The following is a 15,547-nucleotide window of genomic DNA, read 5'->3' as shown; positions in this document are numbered from 1 at the left end:
CGCCGTACAAAAAAAGCACCGCCAGCGGCGATGCTTTTAAACCCCTTACTTGCCGAAGCGTCCCTGACGGACGTTGATCCGGTTGATCGCGCGTTGCAAGGCGACCTGAGCACGTTGGAGTTCGTCTTGGTCACGTTTGGCCTTGGCTTCCTCGATTCGACGTTCGGCGCGCTTGCGAGCGGCTTCGGCCCGGGTCAGGTCGATGTCGCGAGCACGTTCGGCGGAATCGGCGACGATCGAACACGTATTGTCCGACATCTCCATAAACCCACCGTTAACGGCGATCATGTCTTCGTGACCAGGGTTGTCAACGCGGCGAACGCGCACTTCCCCAATCATCAAAGGCGCGACCACGGGTTCGTGGTTGGCCATGAGGCCCATATCGCCAGTCGTGGTTTTGACCACGACCAGTGTGGCATGGTGATCATAGACCAACCCGTCTGGGGTCACAATATTGACCGTCAGAACATTGTCTGCCACGGTGATCGCTCCCTTCTGTTAGTTTGCGGCGGCTTGAGCGGCGCAGCATCATCAGAAGAAGCGTCATCTGCCGGAGCAAAACCCATCTTCTTGGCCTTTTCAACGACTTCTTCGATCTTGCCAACGGAACGGAACGCATCTTCTGGATACTGATCCATCTTGCCGTCCAAAATCATCTTGAAGCCCTTGACCGTCTCTTCAACTGGGACATAAGCCCCTGGCATCCCGGTAAACCGTTCCGCCACGCTGAAGTTCTGAGACAAGAAGAACTGAATGCGCCGGGCACGCGCAACGGTGACCTTTTCGTCGTCGGACAACTCATCCATCCCAAGAATGGAAATGATGTCTTGGAGTTCACGGTAACGTTGCAGGATCTGCTGCACGTGGGTCGCCACTTCGTAGTGCTCTTCGCCAACAATTTCCGGCGTCAAGGCACTGGAAGAAGATTCCAGCGGGTCAACGGCCGGGTAAATGCCTTGCTCAGTCAAGCTGCGCTCCAGGTTAGTGGTGGCATCCAAATGGGCAAAGGTCGTGGCAGGCGCCGGGTCAGTGTAGTCATCGGCAGGCACGTAAACGGCCTGAATTGACGTGACAGAGCCCTTCTTAGTCGAGGTGATCCGTTCCTGCAACTGACCCATTTCAGTCGCCAGCGTTGGCTGGTAACCAACGGCAGAAGGAATCCGGCCAAGCAGCGCGGAAACTTCAGAACCAGCCTGCGTGAAGCGGAAGATGTTGTCGATAAAGAGCAGCACATCTTGACCTTCGACGTCACGGAAGTACTCCGCAATCGTCAGTCCGGTCAGCGCCACACGCATCCGGGCACCAGGCGGCTCGTTCATCTGACCAAACACCATGGCGGTGTTCTTCAGAACGCCCGACTCCTTCATTTCAAAGTACAGGTCGTTCCCTTCACGGGTCCGTTCACCGACACCGGTGAAGACTGAAATGCCGCCGTGTTCCTCGGCAATGTTGTGGATCAGTTCCTGGATCAGAACGGTTTTGCCGACCCCGGCACCACCGAACAGCCCAACTTTCCCCCCACGTAGGTAGGGTTCAAGCAGGTCGATGACTTTGATCCCGGTTTCGAGGATCTCTGAACTGGTGCTCAGGTCTTCGAACTTAGGCGCATCTCTGTGGATGCTGTCGCGCCGATGATCGGGTCCAAAAGCTGGACCGTCGTCGATCGGATCGCCTAAAACGTTAAACACACGTCCCAATGTATCCTTGCCAACAGGAACGGAGATGGAGCCGCCGGTATCTTTGGCGACCATCCCACGCTGCAACCCGTCAGTTGAGTCCATCGCGATGGTGCGCAACACACCGTCGCCGAGTTCAAGGGTAACTTCGAGCACCAAGGCCCGTTTGCCATCACCTTTGTCGACGGTCAGCGCGTTGTTAATTTCAGGTAAATCCTTGTCGAGTGGGAACTCGACATCGACAACAGGGCCGATCACTTGCACGATTTTACCAGTAGAATTACTCAATGAAATCGTCCTCCCTGTTGATTACTACTCAAGTGCGTTGGCCCCGCCAACGATTTCGGTGATTTCCGTCGTGATCGCCGCCTGCCCGCGCCCGGTTATAGGTCGTGGACATCTTGTCGATCAAATCGTTGGCATTGTCTGTCGCACTCTTCATCGCCGTTGTGGAAGCGGCGTGTTCCGCTGTCTTCGCGTCCATGATCGCCCCGAAAATCAGACTCTCCGCGTACTGCGGCAAAATTGCCTCAAGCACGGCATCCGGATCCGGTTCGGTCAGGTACTCGATTGGGTGATCCGCGACCTCACTCGCGTCGAGGTCGGAGATCGGCAGCATTTTTTCAGCTCGGAACGCAGAAGTCAGTGAGTTGACATGGTGGTTATAGCACACATACAGCTCATCAAACACTTTGTTATCGAACATGGTCACCGCTGTCTTGACGATTTCCCGCACCTCGTTAAAGGTCGGAATATCAGACACCCCGCGGTACTCATAGGCGAGGTTGATGCCGCGCTTCTTGAAGAAGTCGGCCCCAACGCCGCCAACTGCCATGATCACATAGTCGGAATCGGCCTTATGGTCTTGCTGGATCATCTGCATCATGGCCTTGAGGATGGTGCTGTTGTAGCCACCGACTAAGCCCCGGTCACTGGTGATGACAAGGTACCCAGTCTTCTTCACTGGCCGTTGCTGCAGCAAGGAAGCAACCTGAAGCCGCTTCTTGTCCACGTTACCAGAGGTGATTTCGGCCATCTGCTGCCGTTCGAGCTCAAGGAGCTGAGCGGCAGCCAGGTGAGTCACGATCTTGCGAACGCGGTCGGCGTATATCTGATAGGCGCCGGCACGCCGCTCAATCTGGGTCAGCTTCGCCCCCGAAACCATCTGCATGGCGTGCGTGATCTGACCCGTCTTTTTCGTCGAGGTGATCTGGCGCTTGATATCCATCAATGATTCAGCCATGCGGCACCTCCCTATTTCTTGGTGCTGCTGGTGAACCCATCGGCAAAGCCTTTGATGAGTGCATCAAGTTTGTCAGTATCTGGCAGGTTGCCAGTGTCTTTGATGGTCTTCAACAGCTCGGCACCATTGGAATCGGCGTAGTCGAACAGCTCCTTCTGGAACTGCGCGATATCATCGATTGCGATGGCATCCAGATAACCGTGCGTCAGTGCGTACAGGATCAAAACCTGATACTGCACTGCCAGCGGCTTGTGCACCGGCTGCTTCAGGACTTCAACCGTCCGGCGACCACGGTTCAACTTGGCCTGCGTCGCGGCATCCAAGTCAGAACCAAACTGCGTGAAGGCTTCCAGCTCACGATAGGACGCAAGGTCCAACCGCAGCGTCCCGGCAACCTTCTTCATCGCTTTGATCTGCGCATCGCCACCGACCCGGGAAACAGACGCCCCGGCATCGATCGCTGGCCGATCCCCTGAGTAGAACATATCGCTTTGCAGGAAAATCTGACCATCGGTGATTGAAATCACGTTAGTCGGGATGTAGGCCGAAATGTCACCAGCCTGGGTCTCAATAACCGGCAGCGCCGTCATTGAACCGCCGCCCAGCTTGTCGGACAGCTTGGCCGCCCGCTCCAAGAGGCGTGAGTGGGTGTAGAAAATATCGCCAGGGTAAGCTTCACGACCTGGCGCCCGCCGCAGCAGCAAGGAAAGTTCACGGTAGGCGTTCGCCTGTTTGGACAGGTCATCATAAACGATGAGAACGTGCTTGCCATTGTACATGAACTCTTCGCCCATTGCCGCACCGGCATAAGGCGCGATGTACAACATTGGTGCTGGCTCTGACGGGCCGGCAGTCAAAACGATGGTGTAATCCATCGCACCGTACTGCTTCAAGGTTTCAACCTGCGCGCGCACAGTCGACTCTTTTTGGCCGATCGCAACGTACACACAGATCATATCTTGATCTTTTTGGTTGATGATCGTATCGATCGCGATTGAGGTCTTCCCTGTCTTGCGATCGCCGATGATCAGTTCACGCTGCCCCCGGCCAATCGGGACCAAGGCGTCAACCGCCTTAAGCCCGGTTTGCAGTGGCTGCGTAACCGACTGGCGCTGCATAACGCCAGGTGCCTTAACTTCAATGGGACGGGTGTGCTCGGTTTTGATTGGACCGTTGCCGTCGACGGGCTGCCCAAGGGCATTGACCACGCGGCCGATCATATTTTCACCGACTGGCACTTCCATGATACGACCGGTGCGTTTGACCGTGTCGCCTTCACGAATGCCATCAAAATCCCCTAAAATAATGATACCAACATCATTACTCTCAAGGTTTTGCGCCATCCCGTATGAGCCGTTGCTGAACTCGAGCAGTTCGCTCGCCATGGCGTTTTTTAACCCCGTGGCGCGCGCGATCCCATCACCAACGTAGGTGACAGTACCGACTTCGTCCACGTTCAGATTATCTTTGTAATTTTCAAGTTGCTTTTTGATCAGAGAACTAATTTCCTCTGTCTTGGTGCTCATCCGGTTCACCTCTATTCGCTAATTGGTGAGCAGTTGCTGCCGCAACTTCGCCAGCCGCGTCTTCACGGTGCCATCGATGACCAGGTCATTCGACTGCACCTTGACGCCGCCGATCACTGCAGGGTCCACCACACAGGTGATCCCAACGGTTTTGGCGTTCAGTTGCTTGGCAAGTGCTTGATTCATTGCCTGAGTTTGGCCCTCGGTCAGCGGCACAGCAGTGGTGACTGTTGCCTCCACGTGGCTTGTCGCCTCATCGAAACGGTCTGAAAAGTCTTCGATCACTGCTGGCAGGCCAAGAATGCGGCCATTTGCCATCAGGATCTGGACCAGATTTTTGACCAACTCACCAGAGTCTTTTGTCAGCAGACCCATTAAATCGGTTTTATCCGCTTCGGTCAGGTTGTTGCTGGCTAATGCCGGCATTAACTCAGGCGTTGCTTTGATCACAGCGTTGACCTGGGCCAGCTGTTCGGAAACTGCGCTCAGGGCCTGTTGGTCTTGAGCCGCCTCGAACAGGGCTTTGCCGTAGCGCGGCGCCGCATCACGATCAGTGACTGCCATTGGCGTCACCTAATTCGTTGATGTACTGGTCAATCAAGTTCTGCTGTGTGCTGGGATCGAGTTCCTTGGCAATCAGCTTTTCAGCGATTGTCAACGAAAGGTCAGCAACGTCGTTTTTCGCGGCCGCCAGGGCATCGGCACGTTGCTGTGCGATGTCCTTATTCGCGTTCGCCTTTAAAGTTGCGACCTCGCATTGGGCCTGCGCGACGAGCGTGGCCCGCTGCTTTTCACCGTTCTCCTTGGCGGAGTTGACGATGTTCACAGCGTCTTCCTTTGAACTCTTCAGCTCGGCTTCGCGCTGGTCCGCCATTTTTTGCGCCTCTTGACGCTTGTTATCGGCGTAATCCAGGTCGGAGTCGATCTTGTTCTGACGATCGGCCATAATTTTCGTGACCGGTTTCCAGGCAAACTTCCCAACGAGCACCACTAAAACAGCGAAGGCGGCGAGAAGAAAGAGCGTATCACCAAAAGTAGCCATTCAAGCCACTCCCTTCTTTAATATTGGTGCTGATTAGCTCAGGACAAGCATGAAGGCAACAACGATTGACATGATTGGAACCGCTTCGATCAAGCCGACACCAATGAACATGGTCGAACGCAGAGTACCTGAGGCTTCCGGCTGACGAGCCATGCCTTCCAGAGTCTTTGAAATAACTTGACCGTTACCGTATGAAGCAGCCAGCGCGGCGAGCCCCGCGGCGATAGATGCAGCGATGTATTGCATGATATTTCCTCCTATTAGTCAGATATAACCTTTTCCGAAATGTAAACTGAGGACAAGGTAACAAAAATATACGCTTGGATCGTACCAATGAAGACTGAGAACCCTTGCCAAATGACTTCAATCGCGAAGCCCCCAATAAAGGAAACCCCACCAAGTAAGCCGTGACCCGAAAAGGCCAACTCTCTAATCAACAGAAGTAACACTTCACCAGCATAGATGTTCCCGTAAAGCCGTAGCGCTAATGTCACAAAGTTCGTAATGTTCTCAATCAAATTGATTGGCAGCAGAAACGACACTGGCGAGATGTACTCTTTCATGTAGCCTTTGAAGCCGTTAAACACGACCCCAAAGAAGTGAGAAATCAGTAATATCATCATCGCCAGGCTCATGGTAATAATTGGATCCGCGGTCGCGGACCGGAACCATGTTTTGCCCCCGATATCAAGTTGAAAGAACAGTCCGAGCTGGTTATTCACAAACACGAATAGGAACAAGGTAAAAGCGAACAGCCCAAACCGCTTGCCTTCCTTGCCTGGCATTGCCGATTTGACAATGCCGTTGGTGAAATCGATCAAGTACTCCAGCGCGTTCTGACGCCCGTTCGGCCGAATTGACGGCTTGCGAGCTAACCAGTACACGAGGAAAAAGATGATCACGCAAGAAACCAAGATTGCCAGGTCATTCGCCGGGTTAAAGCGCAGCCCCATGAAACTTACTATGGGATAGCTTTCGTTCACAGAATTCACCTCCTTACAACTCGCAAAAAGACGTATGTATGAATGCATGCGGATTAGGCGGGCCTAATATGTGGAATTGCCGGATACTCATCCTTCAAAACACACAGATAACTCTATCACCTTTACCCCCAAAAGACAAAAAGAGAACGAGACTTTTCATGACTTTTCACACCCGTTTTTCATAATTTTTTTTAAACGGAAAGCGCCGCCATGTCTCATTTTTGCCACATTTGCCAATTTGTCAGCGCGGATCGCTCAGGCAACTGAGTAAACTTTTCAGCCTGACCGGCACGGTCTTACAACCGAACAGTCAAAAAGGGCGACCCCCATTAGTGGCCGCCTTTAGAAAAACTTATTTTGTGCCAAACAACCGGTCCCCGGCATCGCCGAGCCCTGGCACGATATAACCATTTTCATTCAAGTGATCATCAAGCGCCGCGGCGTAAATGTCAACGTCCGGGTTGGCCTCTTGGACCGCCTTGACGCCTTCTGGTGCAGCAACCAGGACAACCAGCCGAATGCTTTGGGCACCGCGCTTCTTCAACGCCTCAATGGCCATGTTGGCGGAACCGCCGGTGGCGAGCATCGGATCGACAATGATCATGTCGCGCTGGTCGATCCCGTCTGGCATTTTAACGAAGTATTCATGCGGCTTTAGGGTCTTCTCATCGCGGTACATCCCGACGTGGCCAACCTTGGCCGCAGGGATCAGGCGCAAGACGCCATCAACCATGCCCAACCCCGCACGCAGGATCGGCACGACGACCAGCTTCTTGCCAGCCAGTTCCTTTTGTGTTGTCTTACCCATTGGCGTTTCGATCTCGACGTCCTTCATTGGTAAGTCACGTGTGATCTCGTAAACCATCAGTTCGGCGATCTCGTTTGCGATCTCCCGGAACTCCTTGGTCCCCGCGTTCTTATCGCGGATCAAGGTCAGCTTGTGTTGAATCAACGGGTGATTCAAAACAGTAAATTTGCCCATGCAGAAAGGCCCTCCTTTTGATGTGGCGCAGGCGGCTGCTTGCCTAAAAAAATCACGACTCATAGAGTCGTGATTACAGTGCTGTCCGCTTGCTTTCCGGCTTTCGCCGTAACCTTTCCTATGATAAGGGATGACGCCCTGTTAGTGCAAGGGTAGATTGGCGAATCTCATCAAGTTTTTCTTCGTCGTGCCGATTGGCGATGGCACTGGAAATCAAATGCGCCACCTCCCGGCAGTCTTCCTCGTTGAAGCCGCGCGTGGTGATCGCGGCCGTGCCGACCCGTAGCCCAGAGGTTTTGAAGGGCCCGTTTTGCTCGCCTGGCACCTGGTTCTTGTTAGCCGTGATCATCACGGCATCCAGCAGGTCCTGCACATCCCGGCCGGTGACGCCATAGCCGGTAACATCGAGCAGCACCATGTGGTTGTCCGAGCCGCCGGAGATCATTTTCAGCCGCGGATCTTCCGCAAAGCCGGCGCACATCGCCTGCATATTCTTGACGATCTGAGCCGCGTAATGCTTGAAGTCGGGCTGCAGCGCCTCCCCTAGCGCGACCGCTTTGGCGGCAATCACGTGGTCAAGTGGGCCGCCCTGAATCCCCGGGAACACCGCGGAATTGATGGCCTTGCCGTACTCGGCCTTGGCGAGGATCATCCCGCCGCGCGGTCCGCGCAGCGTCTTGTGCGTGGTCGTCGTCACGACGTCCGCGTACGGGACGGGATTCATGTGCGCCCCACCGGCCACCAGGCCCGCGATGTGGGCCATGTCGACCATGAGAAACGCCCCCACGTGATCGGCGATGTCCCGGAACTTGGCAAAGTCGATCGCCCGGCTGTACGCACTCGCACCGGCAACGATCAGGCGCGGGTGCACCGCCTCGGCCTGAGCGAGAATCTGGTCGTAATTCAGGCGCTCGGTTTCCGGATCCAAGCCATAGTGATAAAAATGGTAAGTTTGCCCCGAGAAACTGACCGGACTGCCGTGAGTCAAATGACCGCCGTCAGTCAGATCCATCGCCAGCACCTTATCACCGTCTTTTAGAAACGCGCGGTAAGCGGCCATGTTGGCGCCCGACCCGGAGTGAGGCTGGACGTTGGCGTATTCGGCGCCGAATAATTCCTTGGCGCGGTCGATCGCCAACTGCTCGATTTCATCGATGTATTGATTTCCGCCGTAATAGCGGTGCTTTGGGTACTTCGGAGTACTTGTTGGTCAGCACACTGCCCTGGGCCGCGCGCACGGCCGGGCTGACAATATTTTCAGAGGCGATCAGTTCAATGTTTTGTTGTTGGCGCCGTTCTTCATTTTCGATGGCACCAAAAACGGCGGGGTCATACTGCTTGAAATCCATGTGGCGGATCCTCCTTATTGCGTCAGCGGCGATTGGTCAAGACCAGTATACCAACCCCAAAGCAGCCCGTAAACATTCGGGCCCTAAGCTTTAATCCGCCTATTTCGAAATTTTCATGGTTGTTTCGCCAAAAAAAAGCCGAATATCAAAACAGCCGCACGCAGCGGCTGCAAACTCAGTGCTGATCCGGATCAAAATGGTCATTGCCGGCCGACTTGTTCAACCGGTTCATGTAGGCGACGCCCAGCCCTTCTTGCGCAAACGCTTCGGCCAAGATGACCGTGACGGTTGGGTGAAGGTCGAACCAGCGCAGCCCAGCGAACAAGTTGTGAGTGGCCGACGTGAGGTCCCGGCCAAGACTGTAAGTTGGCACAGCAGACGGGACATCAGTCAACAGGTCATCAGTCGCTAAGACCCCGAACGGCTGCCCATTCTGCTCAGCCCACTTCAGCGCGGCCGGAAAATCAGCCGGGTGATCAACGATGACGACTTGTGCGCTAGGGGCGTAATGCTTGTACTTCATGCCTGGCGCCTTCGGGGTCTCCTTGGCGCCCACTTTGTGATGGTCGGACTGGACCTCGCCGATCACCGGCGCAAGCAGCTTCGGCGTGATCTTGCCAGGCCGTAAAATGGCCGGCGGTGTCACCGTCATGTCGATCACGGTGGACTCGACGCGACCGTGGTCGGCCCGTCGTCTAAAATCCCGGCAATGGCGCCGTCAAAGTCGTGCAGCACATGCTCCGGCCGCGTGCCGCTGGGCTTGCCGGAAATATTCGCCGAAGGGCCGACAATCGGCCGCCCCGCCAGGCTGATCATTTGCCGCGTCAACGAGTTGGCCGGCATCCGAAACGCCGCTGTCTGCAGCCCGCCTGTGACCACCATTGAAAGTTTACCGGGTAAAATGTTCAAAATGATGGTCAAAGGGCCAGGCCAAAAGGCATCCATGAGCTTTTTCGCGGCAGGCGTAATGGTCGCAAACTGAGCCACCATGTCCGGGCCTGCCACCGTGACGATCAGCGGGTTGTCCGCCGGCCGGTGCTTGGCCTGAAACACCTTTTCCGCGGCCTTGGGATCAGTGGCGTCAGCGCCAAGTCCGTACACGGTCTCCGTGGGAAAGGCCACGACCTCGCCAGCCTTGATCAGCGCAGCGGCCTGCGCGACTTCATCCTTGTTAAACACTTTGGTTTCCATATTTGTGCTCCTTTAATCCCAATTAAAATTGAAGCTTCACCATGCGCGGGTGATCTGCCATGTCCCGTTTAAACGTCACTTGCGCTTGGGGCAGCGCCTCAGCAAACAGCCTCGCCAAGGCAGGCTGCTGGCGGTAGCCGAACTCCAGGTACACGGCACCACCAGTATTCACGTGCGCGGCGACGCCAGCGGCAAAGCGCTGAAAAAAGTGCCAGCCCGTCGTGCGCCGCAAAAAAGTGCGAGAGGCGGCTCATAGGTCAGGGTACTTTCATCCATCACGTCGGTTTCCGCCTTACTGATGTATGGCAGATTGCTGATGATGAAATCAAAGCGCTGGGGAATCGCCGCGAATAAATCACTTTCGACAAACGTCGCGCGCCGGTCCAGCCGGCGGGCGTTTTCCCGCGCGACTGCCAGCGCCGCCGCCGACACATCGCTGAGCGTCATTGCCGTGCTTGGCAGCTGCTTGGCCAGCGTCAGGCCGATGGCACCAGAGCCCGTGCCCAGATCCAGGCCGGTTTGGGCGGCCGGTTGTTCCGCCGCCGCCCAGGCGACCAGCTCCTCCGTTTCAAACCGGGGAATCAGGACAGCCGGCGTCACTTTGAACAGATCGCCGTAAAATGGCGCAACCCCCACAATGTACTGGGCCGGTTCATGGTGTGAAAGCCGCGCAACGTCTTGCTCAAACTGAGTCAACGCCGAATCGGGCATCACGTCGCGGTCATGCAGTCGAAGCTGACTGGGCGTGAAGTCTGCCCGCATTTCGAGGACGTACCGCGCCCCGTCCGGGTCCACCCCAAGCGGTGAAAGCACTGAAGACGCCCACCTGAGCGCCTCCCCGTAAGTCTTACTCATCGATTTGTTCCATCTTGTTCGTCTGATCCTGCACGATCAGGGCATCGATGATCTCGTCAAGCTCACCGTTCATGATCCGGTCCAGCTTGTTCAAGGTCAGCCCGATGCGGTGGTCGGTAACGCGGTTTTGCGGGTAGTTATACGTGCGAATGCGTTCGGACCGGTCGCCGGAGCCAATCGCCGTTTTACGTTTGGCGGCGTACTCGCTTTCGTTTTGGCTTTCGTAGTAGTCGTAAACCCGTGAGCGCAGGATCTGCATGGCCTTGACGCGGTTTTGCTGCTGACTGCGCTGATCCTGCATCGTCACCACGATCCCGGTCGGCAAATGCGTCATGCGCACCGCGGAACTGGTCTTGTTAATGTGCTGACCACCGGCACCACTGGACCGGTAGACGTCGGTGCGAATGTCCTTCGGGTCAATCTCGAGGTCGACTTCATCGTACTCGGGCATGACCCCCACGGTCGCCGTCGAGGTGTGGACCCGGCCGGCGCTTTCGGTCACGGGCACCCGCTGCACGCGGTGCGCCCCGTTTTCGTACTTCAGCTTTGAGTACACGCTTTGCCCCTGGATCAGCACGGAGACTTCCTTGTAGCCGCCGACTTCGGTAGGGTTCTCGTCGATAATTTCGGTGGTCCAACCCTGCCGCTCGGCGTACTTCATGTACATGGACAGCAGGTCGCCGGCGAACAGGCTCGCCTCATCCCCGCCGGCGGCCCCGCGGATCTCCATGATGATGTTCTTGTCGTCATTGGGGTCCTTCGGCAGCATCAGCTTTTTGATCTCGGTCTCAAGCTGATCCAGCTGGGGATTAAGATTGTTCAGATCCTCTTTGGCCAGCTCCGTGAGGTCGTCGTCCTTGCTTTCGCGCAGCACTTCCTCGCTTTCGCTGATGTCCTGCTTCACTTGCTTGTACTTCTTGTAGGCCGCCACCACGTCGCGCATGCCGCCTTCCTCTTTGGAAAGCTCAAGGTAACGCTTGGTGTCGTTGATGACCTCAGGGTCGGAGAGCAGCTCTTCCAGCTCCTCATAGCGACCGATCAGCCCGTCTAACTGGGTAAAAATCTTATCCATAAAAATCCTCCATTAATGTTGCCGTTAACTGCCGCACACCCGCAGAGACTATCAAGCCTTTAAGCGTTTAGGCGGGAAGTAGTAATGATGCCGGCAAACGGGAAAATAAGCCTCATTGCCGCCGATCATGATCTGCTCGCCTTCATAAACGGGCTTGCCATCGTGAACCCGCAGATTCATCGTCGCTTTTTTTTCGCGCAGAACCAGCAGATTGTTTTCATTTCCTCAATCTTGTCCGCATACGTCAGCAGGTACTTCGAACCCTCGAAAAGCTCATTGCGAAAATCATTCTTCAGGCCGAACGCCATCACCGGAATGTGCAGCTCGTCGACCACCCGCGCGCACTCGAAGACGTGGTGCTTCTTCAAAAACTGCGCCTCGTCGATCAGCACGCAGTAAGCATGCGGATCAAGCTTGGACACCAAATCGAAAATATTCGTCTCATCATCGATGGCCTTGGCCGGCCGCTCCAGCCCGATGCGGCTGGAAATGACGCCCACCCCTGAGCGGTCGTCCACCGCACTGGTCAAAATGATGACGTTCTTGTGCTGCTCTTCGTAATTATGCGCGACCTTCAGGATCTCGATACTTTTACCCGAATTCATCGCGCCGTAGCGGAAAAACAATTGTGCCATAAGGGCCTCCTTCGGCAAGAAGCGCCTTGCCGCAAAAAATTCACCTTATCCAGTATAACGGAATCTTTACCATAATAACATGCTCCCGGTCAGAAACGCGGAGCGGCTATGCTATGATAGTAGCTGCAAAACTAATAGAGAGAGGCCGTTTACATGCCATCTTTGAAAAGCCAATTCGCCATCGCAGCCGGGCGCTTAAGTTACTGGTACCTGCACAAGTTCCGCCACGGCGGCTCCGCCTACCCGGGCAAGCTGGCGGAAAAAAATCGACGACGTGCTTGCCAGCCTGGGCCAGGACCGCGATACCATCATCGTCACCGGCACCAACGGCAAGACCCTGACCACCGCACTGATCGTCAAAGTCTTGGCCCAGCAGTACGACGATATTCTGACCAACCCCACCGGTCCAACATGCTTCAGGGCATCATCGGCGCTACTTCGCGCACAAGACCAAGCCAGGCGCCAAGCGCAAGATCGCCGTGCTCGAGGTCGACGAGGCCAATGTCGCGCCGGTGGCGCGCTACCTGCACCCCAAGGCCTTTGTGATGACCAACATTTTCCGCGACCAAATGGACCGCTACGGCGAGTTTTACACCACCTATGCCAAAATCCTGCGCGGCGTCAAAGCAACCCAGACGCGCTGGTCATCGCCAACGGGGACGCCCCGATTTTCTCTTCGCGTGAGCTGAAAAATCCGCTGCGATACTACGGTTTTGCCTTAGCGGCGGAGGCGGGCAACGACATCAAGGCCCCGGCGAACACGGACGGCGTGCTGTGCCCAGTGTGTGAGCACATCCTCCACTACCACGGCATCACTTACTCAAACCTCGCAGCTTCTTCTGCCCGAATTGTGGGTTCAAGCGGCCGGTCCTGAATCATCAGGTCACCAGCGTCACCGAGCAGACCCCGACTTCATCCAGGTTTGAAATCGACGGCCATCCCTACAGCCTGTCGGTCGGCGGCACTTACAACATTTACAACGCCTTAGCAGCCTACGCGGTGGGCGCGGAGTTCGGCATCACGCCTGAGCAGATCGCCAAGGCCTTCAGCTATGATGAAAAGGTCTTCGGGCGCCAGGAACAAATCAAGATCGGCACCAAGAACGTCACCTTGATCCTGGTCAAAAACCCGGTCGGTCTCAACGAGGTCCTCAGCATGATCCAGCGCCAAAAGCAGCCGTTTGCCTTCGCAATGCTGCTGAACGCCAACTACGCAGACGGAACGGACACGTCATGGATCTGGGACGGCAACTTGGAGCAACTGGTTCAAAGCGGCCTGGCCACGTCGTACATGGTGGGCGGCGAGCGCTACAAAGATATCGCCTTCCGCATGCAGGTGGCCGGTGTGCCGCAAAGCGATTTGGCCACTAAGCCCAACCTTGACGATGTGATCCCCTACCTCAAGGGCGTCCAAGAAGACCAGATCTACCTGCTGGCCACGTACACTGCGGTCCTCCAGATGCGCCAAAAATTCAGTCAGGCCGGATTCATTAAAGCCGGTTTCTAGACTGATCACCATTCAAGGGAACAGAAAACCCGCTGACTGACCATTTCTCAACTGAGAAACGATGAGCCAGCGGGTTATTTTAGTTTCAGTTATTCTTCGTCACCTGGGGTCGAGGTGATCATCATCATCTTGCCGGTGAAGGTCCAAGACTTGATCTGGTTAGGAATGATGAAGTGAGTCCCCTTCTTGATCGGATAGGACTGGCCATCCGCTTCGATCGTCCCTTCGCCGTCCAGCACCGAAACCAGCGTGTACGGTGCGGTTGGCGTCTGAGTCAGCTTGCCGTCCAAATCGATCTTGTAAACCGAGAAGAACTTGGAAATCGGGGCTGTCACGAATGTCGTGATAGTGGCGTCATCCTTTTGCTCGCTGGTGATATTGAGCTTAGGATCCTGGCTCGGCACCGTCGTGGTGTCAATGCTTTGCTGCAGGTGCAGTTCGCGCTTCTTGCCGTCCTTGCCGACCCGGTCATAGTCATACAGCCGGTATGTCGTGTCGGAGCTTTGCTGGGTTTCAAGGACCATGATGCCCTTGTTCAGCGCGTGAATGGTGCCACTTGGCACGTAAACAAAGTCGCCGGTTTTGACTGGTACCTTCCGGAGTAACTTGTCCCACTCACCCTTGTGGATCATGTCGCAAGCTCTTCACGCGTCTTGGCGTGGTGGCCGTAAATCAGATAGGAACCAGGTTCCGCGGAAATCACATACCAGCACTCCGTCTTGCCCAGCTCACCGGGACGCTCATGCGCTGCGGCGTAGGCATCGTCCGGGTGCACCTGCACCGACAGACTGTCGTTGGCATCCAAGATCTTGGTCAGCAGCGGAAAGACCTTGGCCTTTTGATGACCGAAGTAGTCCTGGTCTTCCTTCCAGGCGACATCCAGGGTCTTGCCCTTCAGCGGCCCGTTGGCGATGACATCAGGACCGTTCGGGTGCGCCGAAATGGCCCACAGCTCGCCGATCCTACCGTCCGGGATCTTGTAACCGAACTCGGTTTCGAGCTTACGGCCGCCCCAGATCTTTTCGTGAAATACGGGTTCCAGAAAAAATTGGTTCCGTCAATGAAATTTCCTCCCCATTACTTTTCTATAGATCCATTTATCGAATCAAGTTTAACACAGCCGCCAGGGTCATGAATGCGCCGCCATGAAATTCGTGATCAATTCGTCGCGCTTGGCCAAAAATGCCATATTCGGTTTGGGGTGCACGCGGTTGGTCAACACGATCAGGGATTCCTGCAGTTGCGGTTGGATCAGCCAGAACGTCCCGGTGTACCCGGTGTGATAAAGCCACAGCCGGCCACCAGCATCGCGGCGCAGGTCCCACCCAAGGCTGCGGCCCAACTGATTGGTCGTTTCATCCCGCAAAATTGTGGCAAAGCTTTGAGGCCAGGCATCGGCGTGGCGCCGGGCAAAGGCAAATTCACTGAAGCAGATCAGGTCATCCAAGCCCGCAAACAACCCGGCGGCGCCACTGTGCTCGCGCAGG

10 protein-coding genes and 7 pseudogenes are annotated in these 15,547 nt (G+C 55.6%); 1 reads left to right on the top strand and 16 read right to left on the bottom strand.

What is annotated here, in order from left to right; all coding sequences use genetic code 11:
• Window positions 1-45: 45 nt before the first annotated feature.
• The 14 genes and pseudogenes from JCM13995_RS02230 to JCM13995_RS02165 all read right to left on the bottom strand — a co-directional run bounded on the left by JCM13995_RS02230 (window position 46) and on the right by JCM13995_RS02165 (window position 12,554).
• The gene (locus JCM13995_RS02230) at window positions 46-486 is read right to left on the bottom strand and encodes a F0F1 ATP synthase subunit epsilon (RefSeq protein ID WP_420843305.1); all 441 of its coding nucleotides are present in this window, start codon (window positions 484-486) and stop codon (window positions 46-48) included.
• Window positions 462-1,964 (bottom strand): F0F1 ATP synthase subunit beta, encoded by a 1,503-nt coding sequence (gene atpD, locus JCM13995_RS02225; protein WP_225350652.1) that lies wholly within the window; start codon window positions 1,962-1,964, stop codon window positions 462-464. Before atpD ends, JCM13995_RS02230 begins: the two co-directional genes overlap by 25 nt.
• Before the next feature lie 24 nt (window positions 1,965-1,988).
• Window positions 1,989-2,919, bottom strand: a pseudogene (locus JCM13995_RS02220) (F0F1 ATP synthase subunit gamma).
• An 11-nt stretch (window positions 2,920-2,930) separates the two neighbouring features.
• A complete protein-coding gene (atpA, locus tag JCM13995_RS02215; protein WP_054662023.1) occupies window positions 2,931-4,445 on the bottom strand; it encodes a F0F1 ATP synthase subunit alpha in 1,515 nt (504 codons plus the stop codon).
• Window positions 4,446-4,463: 18 nt separating this feature from the next.
• Window positions 4,464-5,009, bottom strand: a complete 546-nt coding sequence (gene atpH / locus JCM13995_RS02210; RefSeq protein WP_054662020.1) for an ATP synthase F1 subunit delta — start codon at window positions 5,007-5,009, stop codon at window positions 4,464-4,466.
• Window positions 4,996-5,487, bottom strand: a complete 492-nt coding sequence (atpF, locus tag JCM13995_RS02205; RefSeq protein WP_054662017.1) for a F0F1 ATP synthase subunit B — start codon at window positions 5,485-5,487, stop codon at window positions 4,996-4,998. Before atpF ends, atpH begins: the two co-directional genes overlap by 14 nt.
• A gap of 33 nt (window positions 5,488-5,520) precedes the next feature.
• A complete protein-coding gene (gene atpE / locus JCM13995_RS02200; protein WP_054662014.1) occupies window positions 5,521-5,733 on the bottom strand; it encodes a F0F1 ATP synthase subunit C in 213 nt (70 codons plus the stop codon).
• Window positions 5,734-5,747: 14 nt separating this feature from the next.
• Window positions 5,748-6,470 (bottom strand): F0F1 ATP synthase subunit A, encoded by a 723-nt coding sequence (gene atpB, locus JCM13995_RS02195; protein ID WP_054662010.1) that lies wholly within the window; start codon window positions 6,468-6,470, stop codon window positions 5,748-5,750.
• 352 nt (window positions 6,471-6,822) lie between these two features.
• A complete protein-coding gene (upp, locus tag JCM13995_RS02190) occupies window positions 6,823-7,452 on the bottom strand; it encodes a uracil phosphoribosyltransferase (protein WP_054662007.1) in 630 nt (209 codons plus the stop codon).
• A 118-nt stretch (window positions 7,453-7,570) separates the two neighbouring features.
• A pseudogene (gene glyA / locus JCM13995_RS02185) lies at window positions 7,571-8,801 on the bottom strand (serine hydroxymethyltransferase).
• Between the two features lie 175 nt (window positions 8,802-8,976).
• Window positions 8,977-9,992 (bottom strand): annotated as a pseudogene (locus JCM13995_RS02180) (L-threonylcarbamoyladenylate synthase).
• A 22-nt stretch (window positions 9,993-10,014) separates the two neighbouring features.
• Window positions 10,015-10,847 (bottom strand): annotated as a pseudogene (gene prmC, locus JCM13995_RS02175) (peptide chain release factor N(5)-glutamine methyltransferase).
• Window positions 10,840-11,919, bottom strand: a complete 1,080-nt coding sequence (gene prfA / locus JCM13995_RS02170) for a peptide chain release factor 1 (RefSeq protein ID WP_054662004.1) — start codon at window positions 11,917-11,919, stop codon at window positions 10,840-10,842. The pseudogene prmC and the gene prfA overlap by 8 nt, the downstream one beginning before the upstream one ends.
• Before the next feature lie 51 nt (window positions 11,920-11,970).
• Window positions 11,971-12,554 (bottom strand): annotated as a pseudogene (locus JCM13995_RS02165) (thymidine kinase).
• Window positions 12,555-12,707: 153 nt separating this feature from the next.
• Here JCM13995_RS02165 and JCM13995_RS02160 point away from each other — a divergent pair.
• Window positions 12,708-14,060 (top strand): annotated as a pseudogene (locus JCM13995_RS02160) (MurT ligase domain-containing protein).
• 89 nt (window positions 14,061-14,149) lie between these two features.
• On the opposite strand, the pseudogene manA reads toward JCM13995_RS02160, so the two are convergent.
• Window positions 14,150-15,121, bottom strand: a pseudogene (gene manA, locus JCM13995_RS02155) (mannose-6-phosphate isomerase, class I).
• Window positions 15,122-15,189: 68 nt separating this feature from the next.
• A partial coding sequence (locus tag JCM13995_RS02150; RefSeq protein ID WP_156314285.1) for a serine hydrolase occupies window positions 15,190-15,547 on the bottom strand: 358 nt, incomplete at its 5' end.

The organism is Lacticaseibacillus camelliae DSM 22697 = JCM 13995 (assembly GCF_001311195.1).
Lineage (GTDB): Bacteria > Bacillota > Bacilli > Lactobacillales > Lactobacillaceae > Lacticaseibacillus > Lacticaseibacillus camelliae.
This window is presented reverse-complemented; position numbering and strand designations above follow the sequence as displayed.